26 protein-coding genes are annotated in these 21,650 nt (G+C 39.6%); 16 read left to right on the plus strand and 10 right to left on the minus strand.

Features of this window, described 5'->3' with window-relative positions:
- Positions 1-89: 89 nt before the first annotated feature.
- Together R3D71_04310 and R3D71_04315 are read left to right on the plus strand one after the other, a co-directional pair.
- Positions 90-1,493: a phosphomannomutase/phosphoglucomutase gene (locus R3D71_04310; protein MEZ5690871.1), complete on the plus strand. Its 1,404-nt coding sequence runs from the start codon at positions 90-92 to the stop codon at positions 1,491-1,493.
- Between the two features lie 80 nt (positions 1,494-1,573).
- Positions 1,574-2,269: an aspartate/glutamate racemase family protein gene (locus tag R3D71_04315; GenBank protein MEZ5690872.1), complete on the plus strand. Its 696-nt coding sequence runs from the start codon at positions 1,574-1,576 to the stop codon at positions 2,267-2,269.
- A 158-nt stretch (positions 2,270-2,427) separates the two neighbouring features.
- Here R3D71_04315 and R3D71_04320 read toward each other — a convergent pair whose 3' ends face one another.
- The 4 genes from R3D71_04320 to R3D71_04335 form a co-directional block, all read right to left on the minus strand.
- Positions 2,428-2,718 (minus strand): type II toxin-antitoxin system RelE/ParE family toxin, encoded by a 291-nt coding sequence (locus R3D71_04320; protein ID MEZ5690873.1) that lies wholly within the window; start codon positions 2,716-2,718, stop codon positions 2,428-2,430.
- Positions 2,711-2,977: a type II toxin-antitoxin system ParD family antitoxin gene (locus R3D71_04325; protein MEZ5690874.1), complete on the minus strand. Its 267-nt coding sequence runs from the start codon at positions 2,975-2,977 to the stop codon at positions 2,711-2,713. Before R3D71_04325 ends, R3D71_04320 begins: the two co-directional genes overlap by 8 nt.
- A gap of 271 nt (positions 2,978-3,248) precedes the next feature.
- Positions 3,249-4,502 (minus strand): DEAD/DEAH box helicase, encoded by a 1,254-nt coding sequence (locus R3D71_04330; GenBank protein ID MEZ5690875.1) that lies wholly within the window; start codon positions 4,500-4,502, stop codon positions 3,249-3,251.
- A 98-nt stretch (positions 4,503-4,600) separates the two neighbouring features.
- Positions 4,601-4,819 (minus strand): cold-shock protein, encoded by a 219-nt coding sequence (locus R3D71_04335; protein ID MEZ5690876.1) that lies wholly within the window; start codon positions 4,817-4,819, stop codon positions 4,601-4,603.
- A gap of 338 nt (positions 4,820-5,157) precedes the next feature.
- On the opposite strand from R3D71_04335, the gene cobB reads away from it, so the two are divergent.
- The gene (cobB, locus tag R3D71_04340; GenBank protein MEZ5690877.1) at positions 5,158-5,892 is read left to right on the plus strand and encodes a Sir2 family NAD+-dependent deacetylase; all 735 of its coding nucleotides are present in this window, start codon (positions 5,158-5,160) and stop codon (positions 5,890-5,892) included.
- On the opposite strand, the gene R3D71_04345 is transcribed toward cobB, so the two are convergent.
- Entirely contained in the window at positions 5,889-6,626 is a 738-nt protein-coding gene (locus R3D71_04345) for a Crp/Fnr family transcriptional regulator (protein ID MEZ5690878.1), read from the minus strand. The genes cobB and R3D71_04345 overlap by 4 nt on opposite strands.
- Before the next feature lie 105 nt (positions 6,627-6,731).
- Here R3D71_04345 and R3D71_04350 point away from each other — a divergent pair, with 105 nt between their 5' ends.
- The 9 genes from R3D71_04350 to ccoS all read left to right on the plus strand — a co-directional run bounded on the left by R3D71_04350 (position 6,732) and on the right by ccoS (position 14,847).
- Positions 6,732-7,418 carry a sulfite exporter TauE/SafE family protein gene (locus R3D71_04350; protein ID MEZ5690879.1) on the plus strand — a complete coding sequence of 229 codons (687 nt, stop codon included), beginning with the start codon at positions 6,732-6,734 and terminating at the stop codon, positions 7,416-7,418.
- A 62-nt stretch (positions 7,419-7,480) separates the two neighbouring features.
- Positions 7,481-8,929: a cytochrome-c oxidase, cbb3-type subunit I gene (ccoN, locus tag R3D71_04355; protein MEZ5690880.1), complete on the plus strand. Its 1,449-nt coding sequence runs from the start codon at positions 7,481-7,483 to the stop codon at positions 8,927-8,929.
- The gene (ccoO, locus tag R3D71_04360; protein ID MEZ5690881.1) at positions 8,926-9,753 is read left to right on the plus strand and encodes a cytochrome-c oxidase, cbb3-type subunit II; all 828 of its coding nucleotides are present in this window, start codon (positions 8,926-8,928) and stop codon (positions 9,751-9,753) included. The genes ccoN and ccoO overlap by 4 nt, the downstream gene beginning before the upstream one ends.
- A complete protein-coding gene (locus R3D71_04365; GenBank protein ID MEZ5690882.1) occupies positions 9,753-9,920 on the plus strand; it encodes a cbb3-type cytochrome c oxidase subunit 3 in 168 nt (55 codons plus the stop codon). Before ccoO ends, R3D71_04365 begins: the two co-directional genes overlap by 1 nt.
- On the plus strand, positions 9,907-10,818 hold the full coding sequence (gene ccoP, locus R3D71_04370) for a cytochrome-c oxidase, cbb3-type subunit III (protein ID MEZ5690883.1): 912 nt from the start codon (positions 9,907-9,909) through the stop codon (positions 10,816-10,818). The genes R3D71_04365 and ccoP overlap by 14 nt, the downstream gene beginning before the upstream one ends.
- A gap of 89 nt (positions 10,819-10,907) precedes the next feature.
- Complete coding sequence (gene ccoG, locus R3D71_04375) at positions 10,908-12,329, plus strand: cytochrome c oxidase accessory protein CcoG (GenBank protein ID MEZ5690884.1); 1,422 nt, start codon at positions 10,908-10,910, stop codon at positions 12,327-12,329.
- Complete coding sequence (locus tag R3D71_04380) at positions 12,319-12,579, plus strand: FixH family protein (GenBank protein ID MEZ5690885.1); 261 nt, start codon at positions 12,319-12,321, stop codon at positions 12,577-12,579. Before ccoG ends, R3D71_04380 begins: the two co-directional genes overlap by 11 nt.
- The gene (locus R3D71_04385; protein ID MEZ5690886.1) at positions 12,536-14,698 is read left to right on the plus strand and encodes a heavy metal translocating P-type ATPase; all 2,163 of its coding nucleotides are present in this window, start codon (positions 12,536-12,538) and stop codon (positions 14,696-14,698) included. The genes R3D71_04380 and R3D71_04385 overlap by 44 nt, the downstream gene beginning before the upstream one ends.
- Positions 14,698-14,847, plus strand: a complete 150-nt coding sequence (ccoS, locus tag R3D71_04390) for a cbb3-type cytochrome oxidase assembly protein CcoS (GenBank protein ID MEZ5690887.1) — start codon at positions 14,698-14,700, stop codon at positions 14,845-14,847. The genes R3D71_04385 and ccoS overlap by 1 nt, the downstream gene beginning before the upstream one ends.
- 176 nt (positions 14,848-15,023) lie before the next feature.
- On the opposite strand, the gene R3D71_04395 is transcribed toward ccoS, so the two are convergent.
- The 3 genes from R3D71_04395 to R3D71_04405 all read right to left on the minus strand — a co-directional run bounded on the left by R3D71_04395 (position 15,024) and on the right by R3D71_04405 (position 16,521).
- Positions 15,024-15,224: a hypothetical protein gene (locus tag R3D71_04395; protein ID MEZ5690888.1), complete on the minus strand. Its 201-nt coding sequence runs from the start codon at positions 15,222-15,224 to the stop codon at positions 15,024-15,026.
- 244 nt (positions 15,225-15,468) lie between these two features.
- Positions 15,469-15,651, minus strand: coding sequence for a hypothetical protein (locus R3D71_04400; GenBank protein ID MEZ5690889.1), 183 nt, complete (start codon positions 15,649-15,651; stop codon positions 15,469-15,471).
- Positions 15,652-15,819: 168 nt separating this feature from the next.
- Positions 15,820-16,521 (minus strand): alpha/beta hydrolase, encoded by a 702-nt coding sequence (locus tag R3D71_04405; GenBank protein MEZ5690890.1) that lies wholly within the window; start codon positions 16,519-16,521, stop codon positions 15,820-15,822.
- Positions 16,522-16,779: 258 nt separating this feature from the next.
- Between R3D71_04405 and cysE the strand changes: the two genes are divergently transcribed.
- The 3 genes from cysE to R3D71_04420 are packed head-to-tail and all read left to right on the plus strand — an operon-like array spanning position 16,780 to position 19,048.
- On the plus strand, positions 16,780-17,517 hold the full coding sequence (gene cysE, locus R3D71_04410) for a serine O-acetyltransferase (GenBank protein MEZ5690891.1): 738 nt from the start codon (positions 16,780-16,782) through the stop codon (positions 17,515-17,517).
- Positions 17,514-17,936 carry an Rrf2 family transcriptional regulator gene (locus tag R3D71_04415; GenBank protein ID MEZ5690892.1) on the plus strand — a complete coding sequence of 141 codons (423 nt, stop codon included), beginning with the start codon at positions 17,514-17,516 and terminating at the stop codon, positions 17,934-17,936. The genes cysE and R3D71_04415 overlap by 4 nt, the downstream gene beginning before the upstream one ends.
- Before the next feature lie 20 nt (positions 17,937-17,956).
- Positions 17,957-19,048 carry a cysteine desulfurase family protein gene (locus tag R3D71_04420; protein MEZ5690893.1) on the plus strand — a complete coding sequence of 364 codons (1,092 nt, stop codon included), beginning with the start codon at positions 17,957-17,959 and terminating at the stop codon, positions 19,046-19,048.
- Between the two features lie 6 nt (positions 19,049-19,054).
- On the opposite strand, the gene R3D71_04425 is transcribed toward R3D71_04420, so the two are convergent.
- Positions 19,055-19,606: a rhodanese family protein gene (locus tag R3D71_04425; GenBank protein MEZ5690894.1), complete on the minus strand. Its 552-nt coding sequence runs from the start codon at positions 19,604-19,606 to the stop codon at positions 19,055-19,057.
- A 50-nt stretch (positions 19,607-19,656) separates the two neighbouring features.
- A complete protein-coding gene (locus R3D71_04430) occupies positions 19,657-20,796 on the minus strand; it encodes a glycosyltransferase family 4 protein (protein MEZ5690895.1) in 1,140 nt (379 codons plus the stop codon).
- A 96-nt stretch (positions 20,797-20,892) separates the two neighbouring features.
- Here R3D71_04430 and R3D71_04435 point away from each other — a divergent pair, with 96 nt between their 5' ends.
- Positions 20,893-21,633 (plus strand): alpha/beta hydrolase, encoded by a 741-nt coding sequence (locus R3D71_04435; GenBank protein MEZ5690896.1) that lies wholly within the window; start codon positions 20,893-20,895, stop codon positions 21,631-21,633.
- The last annotated feature ends 17 nt before the right edge of the window (positions 21,634-21,650 follow it).

Here is a 21,650-nt window from a genome sequence, read left to right on the forward strand (position 1 = left end):
TATAAATATATCCGCCTATCTGGATAGATTTTGATAATCAGCGCGATGATAATAGCTATAAGTAATAATATAATCAGTATGGATGTATAATGAATAAAGTTCTAAAAAATAATGATAATCACATTTTCGCAAGCGGTATATTTCGTGAATATGATATTAGAGGAATTGTCGGCGAGACCTTATCAGCGGACGACGCTTATCATATAGCAAGAGCGTTTGCCGCGAAAGTGGTGAGTGTTTTTGGTAATGGTAAAAATAATATATGTGTCGGGCGTGATGGTAGGGTAAGCTCTAAACAGATGCACGACGCGGTATGTGCCGGTCTTACTGATAGTGGGGTTGATGTTATTGATATAGGACTTGTACCAACTCCTGCCCTATATTACGCCGCCCATACACAGAAATCTTCTGGCGGCATAATGATTACCGGTTCGCACAATCCACCGAGCCATAATGGCTTTAAGTTTGTTTTTAACAATCAAGCATTTTATGGCAAAGATATAGCTGAGCTTAGAACTATAGCTGAGTCAGGAGAATTGGTAGATGGAAGCGGCAGCGTTACCATTAATAACATAATGGATGAGTATATAGATACTCTTATTTCCGCTTATGACGGCTCTGATAATATGAAAGTGGCATGGGACTCTGGAAACGGCGCGACAGGTGAGGCGGTGTTAGAGCTTTGTAAAAAACTTCCAAGTGAGCATTTAACGCTAAACACAGAGATTGACGGAACATTTCCGGTACATCATCCAGACCCAACAGTACCGGAAAATCTTGAGCAGATTATAGCGGAGGTACGCTCTAAAAGCTTAGATGTTGGCATCGCTTTTGATGGCGATGGTGACCGTATCGGTGTCGTTGATGATGAGGGAGAGATAATCTGGGGCGATCAGTTGCTTATGATTTACGCTGAGGATTTGTTAAAAGAAAAACAAGGAGCGACTATAATAGCTGACGTAAAAGCAAGCGGGGCGTTGTTTGATGAGGTGGCAAGGCTTGGTGGTAATCCACTTATGTGGAAAACCGGTCATTCACTAATAAAATCAAAGATGAAGGAAACCGGCGCGCCTCTTGCTGGTGAGATGAGCGGGCATATATTTTTCGCCGACAAATATTATGGGTTTGATGACGCTTTATACGCCGCTGTCCGCCTGCTTGGTATATTATCCAGAAATAAGCGTAAGCTCTCGGATATTCGCAAATCGCTACCAAAAAGAATTAATACACCAGAAATACGTTTCGCTTGTGATGATAGCCGTAAATTTACCGTGATTGAGGAAGTGAAGAAAAGGCTGATACAGGAAGTAGCTGATTTTAGCGATGTTGATGGGGTAAGGGTAAATACTCCCGATGGCTGGTGGCTGCTTAGGGCTTCTAACACGCAAGCCATGCTGGTCGCCCGCTGTGAGGCGGAAGATGAGGATGGTCTTATAAGACTTCAGGATGAGCTAAAAGCCCAACTCGCCAAAAGCGATGTGGTGATGGGATAGTTTTGCCAAATAGGTCGTTTTGCAGTCTATAAGAAGATTCTAAGATAGATATAGAATTATTTAAGTAAAAGAGAGTCGCTGTGAAAACAATTGGTTTAATAGGTGGTATGAGTTGGGAGTCTACAGCGATTTACTACCGGCTTATTAATGAAGAAATCAAACTTAGACTTGGTGGGTTACATTCCGCACAACTTTTGTTGTGGTCATTTGATTTTGATGAAATTGCATCTCTACAAAGCGTTGGTGATTGGGATGGGGCGACGAAACGCATGGTGGAAGCAGCTATTAATCTTAAGAATGGTGGTGCTGAGACATTAGTTATATGTACCAATACCATGCATAAAATGGCTGCTGAAGTTGAAAGAAGTTCTGGATTGCCAGTGCTGCACATCGCTGATGCGACCGCTAGGGCAATAAAACTAAAACAAATTGATAAGGTTGGATTACTTGCAACAAATTTTACTATGGAGCAGGATTTTTATAAAGGACGTTTGAATGAATATCATAATATAAGCACAATAATTCCAGATAAGAATGGACGTGCCATAGTTCATAATGTTATTTACGATGAGCTTTGCAAAGGCATAACTAGGGACGCATCCAAAGAAAAGTTCTTAAATATTATCAAGCAGATCGTCAAAAATGGAGCGCAAGGAATTTTATTAGGTTGCACTGAGATTGGAATGTTAGTCAAACAAGAAGATGTAAGCGTGCCAGTTTTTGATACCACTATATTACATGCTAATTATGCTGTTCAGTTTGCGCTAAACGATTGATATGAGAAAACCATATTTATCATATTGGGAGGTCTTCAAGGAGTAGGTAAAACCACGTTAGCAAGAAAATTATCCATTCACTTTAATCTAGGCTCAATACCCTGTAGCTTGCTACGGGGAATACTTTATTTTTCCAGTTGTCTGCCACTTACAACTGCTTAAAGGATAGCGGCAATATCACGGAAACTGCTTAGCACACGTACAATAGAAATGGGTTTTGTGGTCGCATCATAGATGATAAGATAGGAATAGATGCTCCAGAACTGCACATTGCGTGAGGTTAAATCCTCGCGTGTATGACCTGTCATCGGATTTTCGGCAAGCAGATAGAAGGAGCGAGTAATTTCATTTTCTACTTTATCGGCGGTATCAGGATTATCTTGCGCAATGTAGAACCAGATCGTATCAAGATCGCCCCTGACTTCGTCGGCAACAATAAATTTAGCCATGCTGATCTCTGAATTTTTTGCGACGATTCTCTATATGTTCTTTCATTTCAACATCATTGATGACGTTACCTGCTTTAAGGGATGCTAATCCCTTGTCGATTTCAAGATTGAGCATATCAAGGCGCTTTTTCCTAACAGCGTCCTGCTCTTCCAGCAAGCGCAGCCCTTCGCGAACTACCTCGCTCGCAGAATGATAAAAACCGCTTTTTACTTTAGCATCAATATATTGTTCAAGCTCTGGTGTAAGAGAAACATTCATGACATTACCCCCGATTATGTCAGATTATAGCATTAATAACCAAAAATAACAAGGATGGACATTAAGGAAAACATCCAGTCTACCATGTAAATTATACTGCCTGAGAGATAGGTAACGGAATATACCATTGACAGGTGGTCAGAACGACAGGAATTACTTTGTTTCGGCTGAAGCCTCATAAAGTTACAACCGCTAAACTCAGACCGCGTTATAATTATCTTCGCTAAACTCTAGTCCCTAGCCCCTAGAATCTAGCACCTATAATATTAATCTAAGCGGCTTTTCTTTCCGGTTTTTTGCCAGAAGGACGACCAAATTTTTTACGGTTTCCTTTATACTTACCACCAAAAGAAGGTTTTCCGCCACCACCTGAGCGTCGCCTGTTCCTACTTCCTCTGCTATCTCTACCACCCGCTACTTTTTCCATCGGCGCGTTTGGGTTCATCAAGCGGTTTATCTCATTCCATTTAAGATAGTCATTTGGTGTTACCAGACATATCGCTTCACCTTCCGCGCCAGCGCGAGCGGTTCTGCCGATACGGTGAATATAATCCTCAGCGCATTGCGGCAGGTCATAATTTATCACATGCTCAATATGTGGAATGTCAAGACCACGCGCGGCAATATCAGTGGCAACTAAGATACGGTATTTTTTATTACGGAAATTAGCGATAACACGATCACGCCTGTTTTGCCTTAAATCACCATGAATAGCGTCAGCCTTATATCCTGCTTTAGAGAGTTTAACCGCCATTTTCTCAGCGCCATATTTAGTTTTTACGAATACAATTATGGAGCCATCCCGAGAATCAAGCTCTGATAAAAGTTTGCTGTGCTTATCGGCTTCCGCTACTTTTATCATATCATGCTTGATGTTAGCGGCGGTCGCGACTTCAGGATCTACCGCTATACGCAGTGGATTGTTAAGGTAAGCCTCGGCTATCTTTACAATGTTCTTCGGAAGAGTAGCCGAAAAAAGCATAGTCTGACGGGCTTTTGGCAAGAATTTCAAAATTTTCTCAATCTGAATAGTAAATCCCATATCAAGCATACGGTCAGTCTCATCGAGAACTAGGAACTCAGTATCGTGTAACATCAGACTGCCACGTTCCAGATGATCATTTATCCGTCCCGGTGTGCCAACTAGCAGGCGAGGGCGCATACGAAGCTGTTGAAATTGCTTTGGCATTGGCTCACCACCGATAAGCAAAGCGGTTTTTATTGTGCTACGCTTACCGAGCATAGCTTGTAATTGAGTCATAACTTGCGCCGCTAGCTCACGAGTTGGTGTCATCACTAGAGCGGTTCCGCGTGGGTTGTTAAGAAGCTTCGCGACGAGCGGTATACCAAACGCGCCGGTTTTTCCTGTTCCGGTCTGAGCGGAACCAAGAATGTCACGTCCATCAAGAGCCGCTGGAATAGCCTGCGCTTGTATCGGAGTTGGTTTAGTAAAGCTCATATTCTTTAAGGTATGCCTAAGTGATTCAGGCAATTCCAATGAATCAAAATTTTCTATATTTTCCATGTTTATTTTATCTTTCTACAGCAGGCGCAACTATCCGCTTCATAAAATAAAGAGGGAAAAACGCCTTGATTATAATTCTTTGAGTTCAGGTAACGCTATTAAGCGGCTTCGCTTTCAATAAGCTTAAGATTAGCAGCCGATGTTTTACCCTTATTGGTAGCAAGATCATAGCTAACCTTTTGTCCCTCATTTAGCTGATAAATACCAGCTTTTTCAACGGCGCTAATATGCACGAATATATCGCTTCTACCATCTTCAGGGGTTATGAATCCATATCCTTTGGTTGGATTAAACCATTTTACTGTTCCATTTGCCATGTTTGTATCTCCTTTGGCGTTAATATGTTTAAGAGTCGTCATCCAAGCTGTTACGTACTATGCGTAAAGATGGTCACTCTTAATTCAAACGCCTTTGATCAACATATATATAAAATATAAGGGAGATCGTTAAGTACCCCCGTTCTTGCAGAGGTAAGCCGCCTATCAGCAGCATCAAATGTTAAAGAGTAATAGAAAACTCAGGGGGACTTATATAGTAAATCACAGTCAGCCACAAGTCTTATTATTGGTTATTTGACTAATTATTTTGATTAATTAGTATAAACTTCACTCCTAAATTTTACAGAAAATTATTAATATATATAAAACAGTAAGTTATGAATAATAAAGCTATAGTTATATTAACAGGGGCGGGAATATCGGCGGAATCAGGTATTCCTACATTTCGGGCAAGTGATGGTCTATGGTGTAACCACAAGGTAGAGGATGTGGCTACTCCTGAGGGATTTGCTCGTAATCCAGATCTTGTACAACAATTTTACAATACTCGGCGCGCGCAGCTAAAGGAGGTAGAGCCAAATGCCGCTCATCAGGCTTTGGCGGAGTTGGCTAATAACTGGGAAGGACGGGTTTTTCTGGTTACTCAAAACGTGGATGATTTACACGAACGGGCACAGGGCAATAAAGATACAAAAAACGGCTATAAATTACTGCATATGCATGGAGAATTAAAAAAGGCGAGATGTCTTTTTAGCGACGAGGTATTTGCGTGGGAAGATGATTTAACGAATGATACTATATGTAGCTGTTGTGGTCGGCGTGGCAGTTTGCGCCCACATATTGTATGGTTTGGCGAGATGCCACTAGAAATGGATTTAATTTATCATATGTTAGATTCTTGTGATTTGTTTATAGCGATAGGAACTTCTGGCAATGTATATCCGGCTTCTGGTTTTGTCCACTATGTAAGGAGTATTGGTAATGCCCATACCGTAGAGCTTAACGCTGAACCATCGGCAGTTGAGTCTTTATTCCATGAGAAAATTTATGGGCAAGCTACGTACATTGTTCCTAAGTACGTGAATAAGATTTTAGCTGAAGGGATAATTTAATCATTATAAGAAAATTTGCCGGAGCATTGATTGCAGGTATAATCAATCAATTTTTGTAAATTTTCTATGTTGACAATAGTACCATTTATACTTGTTCCAGTTTTGTTTTCTAGCTTAACTATCGCGCGTGAGAAGGTTTCTGGCTTCATGCCAAGATTAGAAGCTATCAGTGATTTATCATATGGTAAATTAAAGGTTAGTAGAGGTGGCCGATGTTTTTTATGAAGATGTAGCAGAAAACAACCAATACGCTGTGATGCGTTCTGAGCGTTCAAATGCTCAATATGACGGTTTTGTTTACGGTTATATTCCGCCATTTGAGAGAGCATATTAAGGCTTATTTGCCGATCATTCGCCAGAACGTTTTTAAGTAAAATAGATGGTAACATTATAAGGTTTGTCTGTTCTACGGTTTGTGCGCTATAATCAAAACTGTCTTTATTTAGAACCGAATTTTCACCAAAAATACTACCGTCTGAAATTATGTTTACTATTACTTCCGTACCATCAACCGTCTCATGGAAAAGTTTTACCCAGCCGTTAATTATTAAATAAAACCATTCAGATTTATCACCATTTATAAATAATACCCTACCTTTTGGTTCCATTTTCAAGCGAGCGGCATCCGCAAAGTTCTTTATTACTTCTGGCGATACGTTTATGAATAAGGGAGATTTGTATAAATGTTCATAAATATCAATATGTTTTTTTTGATTTTTAGCAGAAAGATTCATAGTATGATATTAAATATATATTTGAAATATAAATTATACTGATGATAGTCGTTACACTTGACCAAAGTCAAGGGCATAAACCACTATTTGCGTAGATTGCGGCATATGGAAATATTTTTTGCGCAATGCTCATCTTTTTTTACTCAAGACTATCCACTCGTGTTGGCTGTGATATTAGCTGGTGTTATTGGTAGTTTTAGCTATTGTGGAGTGGTGTGTTCATCACTAATAGCAACGCAAATATTAAAATTAAAGGAAATGAAGAAATCACAAAATACCATAATATATTACCATGCTGGTAGAATAAGTGCTTATATTATAATAGGAGTGCTGGCGTTTTCTTTATCAAAATGGCTTTTTAATGGAAAATTAAATACATATATAAATATGGCAATAATGCTTGTCGGGGCGGCTTTTATTATGGGTGCTATCCTACCATGTGGAAAAAATAGTTGTTGTCATCAGCGAACAGGTTATTTACTTGATTACGCAATATCTTCAATTCCTGTACCATTCATTTTGTATATGAGCGGTCTGATAATCGGGTTTATACCATGCGCTATGGTTTACTCGCTATTACTACCTGTTTCATTGTTAGATAATGTTTATGAAGTAATTTTTACGATGTTTATATTCGGCATCTCCACTACACCAATTATTCAGATAGTGGCGAATTATATGTCACGTTTTGTTGATATATATCCTTCTATATCCGGACAAGCGAGGCGAGGTCTTATGGTAATAAATGGGGTTGTTTTATTTGGAGTCAGTCTAAATTTTTTGAAATTATGATTTAATTAATAATATGAAGCTATTTGATAGGTCATATATAAGTTTATATACTAGGAGTAACTATGCAGGATTCGTTAAAACCTGATTATAATGATTACGTGGTAAAGCTGTTTACCATAGCGACAATTTTTTGGGGAGTTGTTGGATTTGCTGTTGGTGTTTTTATTGCCTTTCAGATGGCTTTCCCGCAGTTAAATCTTGAGCCGTATTTTACCTTTGGTCGTTTACGTCCTCTGCATACCTCTGCGGTTATTTTTGCTTTTGCCGGTAACGCTCTTATCGGCACATCATATTTTGTATTACAGCGTACCTGCCGAACAGGTCTTTGGGGAGGTGGTCTAGCGTTATTTACCTTTTGGGGGTATCAGCTTTTTATATTAATGGCAGCTTTTGGTTATCTTGACGGAATTACTCAGGCAAAAGAATATGCTGAGCCAGAATGGTACGCTGATTTATGGCTTACCATAGTATGGGTGGTCTATTTGTTAGTATATATGATGACTTTGCGTCAGCGAAAAGAGCCGCATATTTATGTCGCTAACTGGTTCTACTTATCATTTATTATCACTATAGCGGTATTGCATCTTGGAAATAATGTAGCCGTTCCGGTTGAGATTACCGGCAGCAAATCATATATATATTGGTCTGGTGTACAGGACTCTCTGGTGCAGTGGTGGTATGGACACAATGCGGTTGGCTTCCTACTTACTTCTGGTTTTCTTGGTATGATGTATTATTTTGTACCAAAACGTGCTGAAAAACCTGTCTATTCTTACCGTCTTTCTATTGTTCATTTTTGGTCATTAATATTTATATACATATGGGCGGGACCTCACCATCTTCATTACACCGCTCTTCCCGAATGGGCACAGACGCTTGGTATGACCTTCTCGGTTATGTTGCTTGTCCCGAGTTGGGGAGGGATGATTAACGGAATGATGATACTTTCTGGGGCGTGGCATAAGCTGCGTGAGGATCCAGTGTTACGCTTCATGATTATCGCACTTTCATTTTATGGTATGGCGACTTTTGAGGGATCACTCCTATCTATTAAGGAAGTAAATAGCCTTAGTCATTATACTGAATGGACTATAGCCCATGTTCATTCCGGCGCGCTTGGCTGGGTTGCTTTCATCACTTTTGGCGCGTTATATTATTTGGTGCCAAAACTCTGGGGAAACCGTCTATACTCAATGCGTTTAGTCAATATGCATTTGTGGATAGCTACCACCGGTATTGTTCTTTATTTGGCTTCTATGTGGGTTGGCGGAATCATGCAGGGTATAATGTGGCGTGATTATAACGAAATGGGATTCCTCGAATATAGCTTTGTTGAGGCTGTAATGGCGTTGCACCCATTCTATTTAATACGAGCCATTGGCGGAGTGTTATTTTTGGTCGGAGCACTAATCATGAGCTATAATTTCTGGATGACTATTAAAGGAGAGCGCAGGTCTGAACCAGAATATAACAAAGTATTGAACGTTGGATGGAAAGGAGCATCCGCATGATAAAACATGATAAGATAGAAAAAAACTCCATGCTTATGCTGATACTGATAATCATAACAGTATCTATTGGTGGGCTTATTGAGATTGTACCTTTATTTCGTAAAGAGGTTTATATTGAGCCAGTAAGTGGTATGCGCCCATATACCCCTTTAGAGCTAGCCGGACAGGATATATATGTTAGGGAAGGTTGCTATAATTGTCATAGTCAACAAATACGCTCACTGCGTGATGAAGTGGAGCGTTATGGTAATTATTCACTAGCAGCAGAAAGTATGTATGACCATCCCGCGCAGTGGGGTTCAAAGCGCACTGGTCCTGATTTGGCAAGGGTTGGTGGTAAATATTCTGATGAATGGCAAGTTCAGCATTTATTGAGTCCGCGTTCACTTGTACCAGAGTCTATTATGCCTAACTATTCCCATTTGTTAAAAGACGGTGTGGATTTACGTAAAATAGGAAAACATCTGAAGGCTTTACGCGCTGTTGGTGTTCCGTATAGTGATGAGATGATAGAGAATTCTTATAATGACGCTATGGCACAAGTGCGTCCAGATAGCGCAAATGCCGAAGCTCTCCGCAAACGCTATGGAGATAAAGTAAATATTCGGGATTTTGATGGAAATCCACATTTTACCTCTGAAATGGATGCTTTAGTGGCTTACCTGCAAATGCTTGGAACATTGGTTGATTTTAAGGACTTTAAGCCAGAGTTACTGGATAAAGCAGAGAATATAACTGACAAAGCTAATAAGGATAATGTTGGCGAAGCAAATACGGAAGTGATCACAGAGAAAACTTCAAAAAAGATTGAGGAAGTTAAATAATGAAAGAGATGTTTGCTTCCGCTAACGCAGGTATAATAGGGTTGCTGTTCTTCTTTATATTATTTTCAGCGATTCTTGTATGGGCGTATTCGCCTAGCCGTAGGCAGGATATTGAAAAATTGAAAAACATACCATTTGATGATGAGGATGATAATGGCAGAGCATAAAGAAAAGAGCGGACGACAAGAAGTTGAAACTACCGGTCATGAATGGGATGGTATTAGAGAGTATAATAACCCATCACCACGTTGGTGGTTGTGGTGGTTTTATATAAGCATTATATGGTCTATCGGTTATTGGGTAGTGTATCCAGCTTGGCCAACCCTTTCTGGTGAAGGAGAAAAGGGAGGTACTAAAGGTGCTTTTGAATGGACTCAGCATAAGGATCTTAAAGAACAGCAAAAGGAAATTGAGGACCGCAGGGCTGGATATCTTAAGCGTTTCAGCAAAGCTAGCTTTAACGAAATAATAAATGATCCGGAGCTATATAATTTCGCTATTGCCGGAGGGAAAGCAGCATTTAAGGATAATTGCGCGACTTGTCATGGTACTGGTGGTGCTGGCGCTCCTAATTACCCAAATCTTAATGATGATGACTGGATATGGGGTGGCGACATGGCGAGTATATATCAAACTATAAAACATGGTATCCGCATGCATGATGATGGCAGGCAATCAGTGATGCCAGCGTTTGGCGATATGTTAAACGCTAAGGAGATAGACGCGGTAGCTGAGTATGTTGAAGGATTAAATAGTGGTAAAAGTAAGATACCGCCAGATAATATAAGTGCTAAGGAAATAGCCGCGCTCCCACTTGGTGAGCGTGTGTTTAGAGAAAATTGCGCCGCTTGTCATGGCAATAACGCGAGGGGAAGTCGTGAGGTTGGTGCGCCTAATCTGGCGGACGCTATTTGGCTTAAAAGTAAGGATGGTAGTAAAGCGGCGATTGTGAGCCAAATACGTCATCCTAAACACGGGATGATGCCAGCATGGGTAGATCGTCTTAATGAGGATACTATAAGAGAACTCACTATTTATGTGCATAGTCTTGGTGGTGGTGAGTAGGTGTAGTTAGTACCTAGTACCTAGTACTTTGTTTATACAAGCTGTTGATTACTAATTGTGTATGAAAATTATAATTGGGTTAGTTGAAAATGAGCGGTACTACCGAACAGATACAGTATTTCGCCAAAGAACCTAAAATCTATCCGAAGCGGGTTTGGGGACGTTATCGTATTATCAAATGGGTAGTAATGGTAATAACTCTATCTATTTATTACCTTACTCCATTTATCCGTTGGGACAGAGGACCTAACGCTCCGGATCAGGCTGTACTCATTGATATGAATAATCACCGAGCCTATTTTTTCTTTATAGAGATATGGCCACAAGAAGTATATTATCTTGCTGGTATTTTAATACTTGCCGCTGTTGGATTGTTTTTTATAACCTCTCTTGCTGGTCGGGTATGGTGTGGTTATCTGTGTTTCCAAACCGTGTGGACAGACCTTTTCGTCTGGGTTGAAAGGATAGTTCAAGGTGATAGGAACGCTCGCAAAAAATTAGATGAAAGCAAACTAACTTTCAAAAAAATATATCAAAAAGGGCTTACCCATATAATCTGGCTAATAATTAGTCTATTTACCGGCGGAGCTTGGGTACTTTATTTTAACGACGCGCCGACCTTACTTGAGAATATTTTTGAGCTTAGAATATCTTGGTCAGTGGGTGGTTGGATTATAGCCCTTACCTTTACCACTTACCTAATGGCTGGTTTCGCTCGTCAACAAGTATGTAAATATATGTGCCCTTACGCCCGTTTTCAATCAGCCATGTTTGATCGTGATACGTTGATTATTGGTTATGATACGAAACGCGGTGAAAAGCGTGGTAAACTAAAAGACAGAGAAGAAAATAAAGAGCAAGGTGATTGCATAGATTGTTCTCTGTGTGTTCAAGTGTGTCCAATGGGTATAGATATACGTGATGGTTTGCAATATGAATGTATAGCTTGCGGGTTATGTATAGATGCTTGTAATGGAGTTATGGATAAAGTCGGTTTGCCGCAAGGTCTTATCCGCTATGATACCACAACTAATCAAGAAGCTCGTGACGCTGGAGAACCGGTGGCTGGTATTTGGTCACATATTTTAAGACCACGTACCTTTTATTATACAGCGATTATCACAATTGTTGGTGGCATTATGCTTTATAGTTTACTTACCAGACTTCCGCTTGAACTCCATGTTTTGCATGATCGTAACCCGCTATTCGTAAAATTGTCCGATGGCTCAATCCGCAATGGTTATGATGTACGTATACTTAATAAAACTCATGATGATCAGAAATATAAACTTACGGTTTCCGGTATTGATAATCCCATAATACATTTGCAGGGAGCCGGAAAAATAGACCCTAATGATTTACCAGTTTTTGCTGATAGTGTTGGTCATTTCAGACTGTTTATAACAGCGCCAGCACAGGAACAAGAGAGGATAGATATAGAGTTTACCCTTGAGGAATTAGATTCAAAAATAACAGATAATCTGGAGAGTGTCTTTGTCAGTGCGAAATAACAATGAAACTAGCAGGATACCATTTCGTGACCGAATCATCCCATGGTATTTTGTTATGGTGTTCCTGTTGGTATTTGCTATAAATGGGGTGTTCGCTTACGTGGCTATTACCACTAATAAAGGTGTGGTGACAGATAACGCTTACGAGAAAGGTCTTGACTACAACCATATCGTTCAGGAAGTAAGGAAATTGAAGGCGCAAAGACATGAAGAGCCAAAACATTCAAAATCAGGAATCAGTAAGAAATAAAGATAGCGAAAATAACAGTAGCTATTTTCACATAGACGGTTTGCGTTGCGCTCGCTGTATTCACGCTATTGAATCGGCTTTGCAAAGTGAAGATGATGTTACCTACGCACGCGTAAATATGAGTACGAATAGGCTTTCTTTAAGCTGGCTTGGCGATGAAAATAAGCAAAAGCGTTTTATGAAGATAGTAGAGTCGCTTGGCTATAGCATTAAACCATTTGAGGAAACAACAGATAAAGACACAGAAGGTAGTTTTTTATTACGTTGTATGGCAGTTTCTGGTTTTGCTATGGGCAATATCATGCTGCTTTCCGTAGTTCTTTGGAGCAGTACCCAATCGGTTATGGGAATAGCTACTCGTGATTTAATGCACTGGATTTCCGCGCTTATCGCTCTACCTACGGTTATTTACGCTGGTCGTCCATTTTTTCGCTCAGCATTTGCCGTGCTTAGGCATGGTCACACTAATATGGATGTGCCGATTTCTTTAGCCCTTATACTCGCCTGCGCCATGAGTTTATTTGAGACAATAAATCACGGTGAGCATACCTATTTTGATTCAGCGGTGATGTTACTGTTTTTCCTGCTTATCGGGCGTTTCCTTGATGCGCGCGCTCGTGGTAAAGCTCGTGAGAACGCTAGCAGGTTACTTGCTCTTATGAAGGGTTACGCGACAGTAATTAAAGATGGCAAGCAAAACAGCGTTCCAATATCAGAGTTAAAATCTGGTATGGCGATTTTAGTAGCGGCAGGGGAAAAAGTGCCAACCGACGCTGAGGTAACAGAAGGAAATTCTGATATTGATACTAGTCTAGTTACTGGAGAGACTATACCAAGATCTATCAAAAAAGGTGATAAAATATATGGCGGTACAGTAAATCTCTTATCTCCAATAACTTGTATCGTACTTAAAGCGTCTGAGGATAGTGTGCTTGCCGACATTATCCGGCTGATGGAAAAAGCTGAGCAGGGCAGAGCGAAATATGTACGGCTTGCTGATAAAGCGGCAAGCCTTTATACGCCAGTTGTTCATTTTCTGGCATTGGCGGCATTTCTTTTCTGGTATTTTATCGCCGGTATTGCTTGGCAGAAAGCGTTGCTTATCGCTATAACCACTCTGATTATTACTTGTCCATGCGCTTTGGGGCTTGCTGTTCCGGTAGTACAGGTGCTTGCTACCGGTTGGTTAATGAAGCGTGGAGTTATGCTTAAAACAGGTGATGCTTTTGAGCGTATGTCACGCATAGATAGCGCGGTATTTGATAAGACTGGTACAATAACGCAAGGAAAAGCTGAACTTGTTGGTAATTACCCTGATGATGAGCTAGGGCTAGCGGCATCACTGGCTGCCCATAGCAAACATCCATATAGTAAAGCGATTAGTCGGGCTTATAGTGGTGATATTATATCTTTCGCTAAGGTAAAAGAAATTACCGCTATTGGTGTTGAGGCGGAGTATGAAGGCAAAAATATTCGTCTTGGTAAAGCTGATATTACAGATTCCGGTGAGGATAAAGACGCATTGCCAAAAATATATTTAAGTGAGAATGGAAAGATTATTACAACCTTTAACTTTCATGATGCTTTGCGTAGTGGTGCGCATAACGTTATGAGCGATTTCAAGAAAAACGGTATAACCACATATTTATTATCTGGAGATAGAAAACCAATAGTAGAGAAAATAGCTGGTGAGCTTGCTATTGATCACTATTATGGTGGGATTATGCCTGCTGATAAAACGGAGATAATAAAGCGTTTGCAAAAAGATGGACATAATGTACTTATGGTTGGTGACGGTCTTAATGACGCTCCATCCTTAGCGCAGGCGGATGTTTCCATTTCTCCCTCGAGCGCGGTTGATATAACCCAAAACACCGCTGATATAGTATTTCAAGGAGATAGCCTTATCTCGGTGGTTAATTCATGGAATATGGCAAAATACTCAACCATGCTGGTAAAGCAAAATTTCGTTTTGGCGGTTATATATAACTGTATCGCGATACCTATCGCCCTTATGGGATACGCGACTCCACTAATCGCGGCTATCGCTATGTCGCTATCATCACTTATTGTAATCGCTAATTCCTTTCGTATTAACTTAATGAAAGAAGAACAGTAATGTCAGTTCTTCTCTATCTTATTCCGCTCGCTCTTTTGCTTGGTGGCATTGGTCTTGCTGGATTTTTCTGGTCAGTTAAAAATAACCAGTATGAGGATTTAGATGGAGACGCGCATCGTATATTGATTGATGAGGATGAGGTTGATTGATTCATTCATTAATATTTTGAGAACTATAGTAACTCAAGTAAGTCTTACCACAAGTTACTATAACTTAAAAACCTTGTTCTATGCGAAAGTATTTTTATGTGCCTATAAAACACAAAACCGCCCTTCTTGCGGAAGGGCGGCTTTGGAATAGAACGTAATATTATTACGGTTCTATACTACTCGTGAGAACCTTCAGTGGCTTCTTCACCAGCTTCTTCAGAATCATCAGTTGCTTCATCAACATTTTTGATTTCTTCTTTGGCTACTTTAGCGATTTTGCTAGCGGCTTTATCAACTTTAGCTGAAACTTCACTTCCAGCAAGAGCAGGAGAAGAAATTAGACCGAAAATAACAAGAAGAGAAAGAAGTTTATTCATATAATGAATCCTTATGATTGTTATATTGATTGTTTACAATTATCCTCACTTGAGGATGTTATGATTACAGCATTTTTATGGTTACGGATTCATGTATCTATGATTACATTTTTGTAATGATGGTTATTTTTTGTAAATAAATATAGTCTTTTCACCTAATGTAATTATACATAAAAAACCGCCCTAAATTCATAAGGCGATTTGAGATAATAAGCGATATTTTAAGTATACTTTGAGCTAATCCTTAGAAGGCAGCTATGCTGCTAAACCCATCATCATATGAACCAGAGTCAATTATAGAAGAAGTCTCATAAGCCTGAGCGACTAGGCTAGAAGAATCTGAGCCAACAGGTGAACATGCTGGAAGGGAAGAAGCTATAAGTAAAGCGGCAACTATCTTGAGTATGGTATTTTTTTGTATTTTCATATCGCTATTCTCTCTATCATTTTATTATTGTTTCTACATCTTACCGTGATGTCTTGTATTATTTATAACAATAACAAAGCTAGAAAAGAATTGCCGTTTTTAGCTGGTATCTATGCAATAAGCGCATAGCAATATGTATGCTAACCTAGAACATTTTATATATATAACCTATTGATCTCTAGGTAATTGGCGGCGTTTACGGTCAGGACGAACTTTACGTTTCTGCTTAAAATCAGACATACGTCTTACAATATAGTCATTTACTATATTCCCCAGCTCGTCCTCTACGCCCCTATAGTAATGGTCAGCTCCCTCAATTATCTTATACTCAGCCTGATTTACGTGGCTAGAGGTAAGTCTTTCCGCGAACTTACTCACTATTTCCTCACTTACTATATCATCCTTACTTCCTTGTGTAATAATACCAGCGGCGGGACAAGGTGAAAGAAATGAGAAATCATATAGATTAACCGGTGGGGAAACACTTACAAAACCCTCAATTTCAGGGCGGCGCATAAGAAGCTGTAATGAAATCCATGCGCCAAAGGAAAACCCGCCTATCCAGCATGTTGGCGCGTCAGGATTCTGTGCTTGCAACCAGTCAAGAGCAGTAGCGGCATCGGTAAGCTCTCCAATCCCTTCATCATAGGTGCCTTGCGATTTACCTATCCCACGAAAATTAAACCGCAGCACAGAAAATCCGTTTTGCGCGAATATATGATATAGACGGTAAACTATTTTATTGTTCATAGTGCCGCCATATAGAGGGTGTGGATGCATTATAAGAGCCACCGGAGCGGTTTTGAACTCACTATGATGATAACGACCTTCTAGCCTTCCTTCTGAGCCATTAAATATAATTTCAGGCATTCTTTCCCCTTATTTCTGCGTTTTTTTAATTATAATCATTATTCAATTTCATGCTTGCTTCGCAGCACAAAGCCTTATCTTTCGGATGAGGTTCTCATACTCGTTTTGTATAAAAATTACCCAAAACGAGTATAGTTATAATTTTATTTGATTGTCGTTAGCTGATTTTTATATATAATTCAACTATATTGATGAATTTTGGAGTTTATTTTTACCATTCAAACGTTACTCTGAATGTTATATTGAAAGTGGCAACTAATGTTCAAGACAATTATTGACGATATTGACTCTATCAGAACAAGGGATCCAGCCGCGCGCTCACGACTTGAGGTTGTATTATGTTATCCTGGTATACATGCTATTGTTTTTTATAGATTATCCAATTTTTTATGGCAAAATAACCTAAAACTTGTTGGTCGTTTCATCTCGTATCTCGCTCGTTTTATTACTGGAATAGAGATACATCCGGCTGCGAAAATTGGAAAACGCCTATTTCTTGATCACGGTATGGGGATAGTGATAGGTGAAACCGCTACAATTGGCGATGATGTTACCATTTATCATGATGTAACTCTTGGTGGTACTTCTCTTCATACCGGACTTCGTCACCCACAAATAGGAAATGACGTTATTATCGGAGCTGGAGCGCAGATATTAGGACCGGTCAAAATCGGTAACCATGCCCGTGTTGGCTCAAATGCTGTAGTAGTAAAGGACGTAGAGGAGGGGACAACCGTAGTTGGTGTTCCGGCAAGGGTGGTAATGGAGTCTACGGACAAGGTCGTAGCGGAATCAGAGAAAAAAGAATCTAAGGAACAGGTGTTTGACGCTTATGGTGGCACAAAATGTGTTGAGGATAGTGTGGAATCGGATCCATTATTGCTTACACTTAAAAAACTACAGGATGATATGGAAAGCCTTAAGGGGCGTATCGGTGAGTTAGAAAGTGAAAACGCGGAGCTTATAAATAGCGCGAGAAAATGGGAAAATAAATGATACTAGGTACTAAAGCCCGTTATGGTGTTATGGCGATGGTTGACATAGCGACCCAAGATGAGAATACTCCAATATCTGTTAATGAGCTGTCTTCACGTCAGAATATAACAGCTCCCTATTTAGAACAGATATTTAGAAAATTAAAATCTGCTGGACTTGTAAAATCAGTACGTGGTCCGGGTGGCGGATATATGCTTACCAGAAAACCGACGGAGATTTATATTTCAGAGATTGTAGAAGCCGTTGATGAGTCAATAAGAATGACTAGATGTGATCCAAAAACTAAGGATGGATGTATCGCAGGTAAGGCTCGTTGTCAGACCCATAATTTATGGTATGGTCTGTCAGAGGTCATTCATGATTATCTGGCAAAACATTCCTTATCTGATGTTATCAATAAAAGTAATGATTTCCGCTAAGTAAGAAAAATTTTGTAGTTATGCCTGTATATCTTGATTATAACGCTACTTCTCCTATCTTTCCAAAAGCATTAGAAAAAATGCGGGAGATTTTACCACTAGCGACAAATGCCTCCGCTATACATAGTTTTGGTCGTGAAGCTAGAAAAATAATGGAAGACTCAAGGCGAGTATTAGCGGAATATATCAGCGTTTGGCCTAATGAGATTGTTTTTATGGCAAGCGGTACTGAGGCAAACACAACAGCCCTTAGAGCCTTTCCTGACAGAAAATTATTGGTTTCAGCGATAGAGCATAGCTCTATAATCAAAAATAATGATAATTTACGAGGAAGCTATATTCCTGTAACCAGAGAAGGTGTTATAGACATAACCACTCTTGATAATCTGTTATCACAGCAAACACAGCCAGTATTGGTATCAGTGATGCTTGCTAATAATGAAACCGGTATTATTCAACCAGTTAAAGAAATATCTGATATATGCAAAAAATACGATGCTTTGCTGCATTGTGACGCAGTACAAGCTATGGGTAAAATTCCAGTGGATTTTTCTCTACTTGGAGTTGATATGCTTACTATATCCGCTCATAAATGTGGTGGGGCGCTGGGAGCTGCCGCGTTAGTCGTGAAAAATGATTTGGTAATCAAGCCATTAATAATCGGTGGTGGACAGGAACTTTGGCGTAGAGCGGGAACTGAAAATATACCTGCTATAGCGTCTTTTGCTGCCGCCATAGAACAGTTTGATTTTAAGAGAGTTGAAGTTTTAGGTGGTTGGCTAAGAAATATGGAAGATTCTATAAAGAAAAATAATGGTATAATAATAGGAGAAGAGCAGCAAAGACTGTATAACACAAGTTGTATAATAATGCCGAAGGTAGAAAGTGAAGTTCAACTAATGGATTTTGACTTAAACGGTTACGCGGTAAGCGCTGGCTCCGCTTGCTCGTCCGGTCGTATAGGAGAGTCTCACGTGTTAAAAGCTATGTCTGTGCCAAATGAATTAGCGAAATGCGCTATAAGAGTAAGTATAGGCTGGAATAGTAAAGAAGAAGAGCTAAAAGACTTTACCAAAGTATGGATAAATTTAGCAAATAGGTTATCTTCGTAATCTATACTAAGATTTTGTCATACAACAGCTAGCCTTGCTTCCTTTATTCCATGGCATCTTCGTCATAATAATAGCAAGTCCACAAAAGCCTGTTGTTCCGGCAAGTATAAGCCCAGCCCCGAAAAATCCGGTTATTATAAGAAATAATGGGTTTAGCAAATAGCCAAGAATAGTAGTTAGTAACACTACACTCCCAATCGTAATCTGTACCTGCCTATCTAATGGAAGGAAGAATTTTTTTGACTTATTTACTGGAAGACCAGCCTCTTTCCATGATTCTATCCCACCTTCTAAATTATATATCTCAACATTAGGGTCCTCGCTAAGGATTTTCTCACATGCGGACTTTCCTCTTGAACCTCTTAAGCAATGTATAACCAGCTTTTTTTCTGAGCATTCTGGAATACTGCTTTTGCATATTCGCGACAATGGAACTAATACAGATTCACTTATATTCTCAGCTTCATTTTCCGCTGATTCTCTTACATCAACAAGTAAAGCTTCCTTGTTATCAAGCCATTTTTTTAAGGTATTAGCGTCTATGGTTTTTATTGTCATATTATTCTCCAACAAATAACTATAACCAAATTAGGTTTTTCTGAACATTATTATGGCAATCCTAATACTTCTTTGTAAACTCCAATAGTTTTCTCACACATATTATCTAAGGAGAATTGCCTAGCGTTTTCCATGGCGTCACGCTCAACTTGCTTTTGTAGATCTGACGACATATTCAGTACGTTATTTATCGCTTTTGACAGCGATTCAACATCATTTGGCTCAACCAAGAGTCCGGTTTCTTTATCTATCACCGTCTCTTGCGGACCACCATGTCTGGTCGCTATTACAGGTTTCCCCATAGCCTGCGCTTCTAGAACGACTCTTCCAAACGCCTCCGGTTCAATGGAGGTGGCGACCACCAGCTTTGATAGCATATAAGCTTCGGTTATATAATATGTATGATTCGCTATTCGTACATTGCCAGCAAGATCTGAGTCAAATATTAATTGCTCAATCTCCTCACGGTATTTTTCATGCCCTTTGTCATTACCAAGCAAAACAGCGAAGAAGTCACGGTGAGGTATCTGGGCTAGTGCCTTTATAAAAACCTCCTGACCTTTCCAACGAGCGAATCTACCAGGAAATAATATAAGCGGCAGATCCTCAGGTAATCGCCATTGGGTAGCTAGCTCTACCATTCTTTGTGGGGAATGTTGCTCATGATTAAATATTCTAAGGTCAACACCTCTATGGATTACTCTTATTTTATTAGCGTCAACCTCATAATTTTCTAGTATATGACTAGCGATAAAATTAGAAACGGCGATAACTTTCTCACCCCTTACCATTATACTATTATACTTTTTCTTCCACTTATTTTGGATGTTATAAGTGCCATGAAAGGTAGTAAGAAAATGACATCCGGTTTTTTCAGCGGCAAGCCATGCGCTCCATGCTGGCGCGCGTGAACGAGCGTGGATTATATCAACATCGTTTTTCTTTATGATGCTCGCAAGACGAATAGAGTTAAGCCACATTATAAAAGGGTTTTTACTTGCAAGAGGTAGTTCTATATGTTCAGCGCCGATTTTCTGCAATTGTTTTAACATTTTACCACCGGCGGAGGCAACCAACGCCTTTCCTCCAGCTTTTATTATCGCTTCGGCTATCTCAACAGTCCCTCGTTCAACCCCCCCGCTATTAAGTTCGGGCAATACTTGTAAAATAATAGGTTGTTTATAATTCATGTTTATGTAAGTTCTTATTTATAGTAATGGCTATTCAGCCTAGATATATATTATAGAACATATAAATAATACAAAAAATTATTATATAGAATCATTATGTCTCCGTCTTTTATTAAATTAGCGAATAATAGAAAAATAGCTTATCACCTAAGTGCTGGAAAAACACCGTGCGTAATGTTTTTTGGCGGGTTTAACTCTGATATGAATGGAACTAAAGTAACATCGCTAGAAACATTTTGTAAAGAACGTGAGCAAATGTTCATTCGCTTTGATTATAGCGGGCACGGTGAGTCTGATGGAAAATTCATGGATGGTACCATAGGTAGCTGGAAAGAAGACGCACTTAATATTATTGATTCTATAGCTCCTGACAACAATATATTCGTTGGCTCTAGCATGGGAGCTTGGATAGCTATGCTATGCGCTATAGAAAGAAAGGAAAAACTAGCGGCACTTATTGGTATTGCTAGCGCGCCGGATTTTACAGAGAATTTAATTTGGAAAAAATTAAATGAGGAACAGCGGGAAAGAATGGGTATATACGGAGTTTACTACGCTCCATCATGCTATGGTGAGGATCCGTATCCAATTACCATGAAGTTGATAGAGGAGGGAAGAAACCATCTTATCTTGGATAAAAAGATAGATATAGACGTGCCGGTACGCTTACTTCATGGCATGAAAGATAGTGACGTTCCTTTTGATACCTCCGCAAAGATAGCTCATGCCATAAACTCGGATGATATTAATATTACCCTAATAAAAGACGGTGATCACCGGCTTTCTCAACAAAAATATCTGGATATATTATTTGATAAGGTGGGTGAGTTTATATAGCTAAAATATTTGCGTAT

It is taken from the genome of Rickettsiales bacterium, from assembly GCA_041396965.1.
In the GTDB taxonomy this organism is placed as follows: Bacteria; Pseudomonadota; Alphaproteobacteria; order Rickettsiales; family SXRF01; genus SXRF01.

Coding starts and splice junctions, on each gene's coding strand:
- R3D71_04310 (MEZ5690871.1), top strand. CDS start 90: ATGAATAAAGTTCTAAAAAATAATGATAATCACATTTTCGCAAGCGGT.
- R3D71_04320 (MEZ5690873.1), bottom strand. CDS start 2,718: ATGGCTAAATTTATTGTTGCCGACGAAGTCAGGGGCGATCTTGATACG.
- R3D71_04325 (MEZ5690874.1), bottom strand. CDS start 2,977: ATGAATGTTTCTCTTACACCAGAGCTTGAACAATATATTGATGCTAAA.
- R3D71_04330 (MEZ5690875.1), bottom strand. CDS start 4,502: ATGGAAAATATAGAAAATTTTGATTCATTGGAATTGCCTGAATCACTT.
- R3D71_04335 (MEZ5690876.1), bottom strand. CDS start 4,819: ATGGCAAATGGAACAGTAAAATGGTTTAATCCAACCAAAGGATATGGA.
- cobB (MEZ5690877.1), top strand. CDS start 5,158: ATGAATAATAAAGCTATAGTTATATTAACAGGGGCGGGAATATCGGCG.
- R3D71_04345 (MEZ5690878.1), bottom strand. CDS start 6,626: ATGAATCTTTCTGCTAAAAATCAAAAAAAACATATTGATATTTATGAA.
- R3D71_04350 (MEZ5690879.1), top strand. CDS start 6,732: ATGGAAATATTTTTTGCGCAATGCTCATCTTTTTTTACTCAAGACTAT.
- ccoN (MEZ5690880.1), top strand. CDS start 7,481: ATGCAGGATTCGTTAAAACCTGATTATAATGATTACGTGGTAAAGCTG.
- ccoO (MEZ5690881.1), top strand. CDS start 8,926: ATGATAAAACATGATAAGATAGAAAAAAACTCCATGCTTATGCTGATA.
- R3D71_04365 (MEZ5690882.1), top strand. CDS start 9,753: ATGAAAGAGATGTTTGCTTCCGCTAACGCAGGTATAATAGGGTTGCTG.
- ccoP (MEZ5690883.1), top strand. CDS start 9,907: ATGGCAGAGCATAAAGAAAAGAGCGGACGACAAGAAGTTGAAACTACC.
- ccoG (MEZ5690884.1), top strand. CDS start 10,908: ATGAGCGGTACTACCGAACAGATACAGTATTTCGCCAAAGAACCTAAA.
- R3D71_04385 (MEZ5690886.1), top strand. CDS start 12,536: ATGAAGAGCCAAAACATTCAAAATCAGGAATCAGTAAGAAATAAAGAT.
- ccoS (MEZ5690887.1), top strand. CDS start 14,698: ATGTCAGTTCTTCTCTATCTTATTCCGCTCGCTCTTTTGCTTGGTGGC.
- R3D71_04395 (MEZ5690888.1), bottom strand. CDS start 15,224: ATGAATAAACTTCTTTCTCTTCTTGTTATTTTCGGTCTAATTTCTTCT.
- R3D71_04400 (MEZ5690889.1), bottom strand. CDS start 15,651: ATGAAAATACAAAAAAATACCATACTCAAGATAGTTGCCGCTTTACTT.
- R3D71_04405 (MEZ5690890.1), bottom strand. CDS start 16,521: ATGCCTGAAATTATATTTAATGGCTCAGAAGGAAGGCTAGAAGGTCGT.
- cysE (MEZ5690891.1), top strand. CDS start 16,780: ATGTTCAAGACAATTATTGACGATATTGACTCTATCAGAACAAGGGAT.
- R3D71_04415 (MEZ5690892.1), top strand. CDS start 17,514: ATGATACTAGGTACTAAAGCCCGTTATGGTGTTATGGCGATGGTTGAC.
- R3D71_04420 (MEZ5690893.1), top strand. CDS start 17,957: ATGCCTGTATATCTTGATTATAACGCTACTTCTCCTATCTTTCCAAAA.
- R3D71_04425 (MEZ5690894.1), bottom strand. CDS start 19,606: ATGACAATAAAAACCATAGACGCTAATACCTTAAAAAAATGGCTTGAT.
- R3D71_04430 (MEZ5690895.1), bottom strand. CDS start 20,796: ATGAATTATAAACAACCTATTATTTTACAAGTATTGCCCGAACTTAAT.
- R3D71_04435 (MEZ5690896.1), top strand. CDS start 20,893: ATGTCTCCGTCTTTTATTAAATTAGCGAATAATAGAAAAATAGCTTAT.